The sequence below is a fragment of the Bacillus cereus group sp. BfR-BA-01382 genome, assembly GCF_022663475.1.
Taxonomy (GTDB): domain Bacteria; phylum Bacillota; class Bacilli; order Bacillales; family Bacillaceae_G; genus Bacillus_A; species Bacillus_A thuringiensis_S.
Genome location: NZ_JAKUFQ010000307.1, coordinates 1 through 369, shown reverse-complemented (window position 1 = coordinate 369; position 369 = coordinate 1). Strand labels below are relative to the sequence as shown.

Below are 369 nucleotides of genomic sequence, written 5' to 3'. Positions count from 1 at the left end.
AGGCAACATTAATTTCATAGCCTACATGATTCTGGTATACTTTTTTTGCCTTTACTACATGTTGAATTGCTTCAAATGGTTGATAAGATTGATAACAGTAAGTTGAAAATCTATACTCAAACTCGGCTTTTTCTACTGCGTCAGGTATATCAATTAAAAGTTCTTCCGCCTTTTCATAGTGTGTTTTCGCTTCAGTATAATTTGCTAAAATTGTAGAATGAATTGCCTTAAAGAAATGATAATAGTAAGCTAAAAATAAAAAATCATCTTTGATAGTAGAGAGTTTTTCTATTTGATTAAAAGAATCTTTTGTAATACTCATTGCATCTACCAAGACCATATATCTAAAATTCAGTAGGGAATAATAGA

General features: G+C 29.3%; 1 pseudogene. It reads right to left on the bottom strand.

Annotated elements, in window-relative coordinates:
- Nucleotides 1–369 (bottom strand): annotated as a pseudogene (locus MR160_RS34080) (hypothetical protein); the annotation flags it as partial.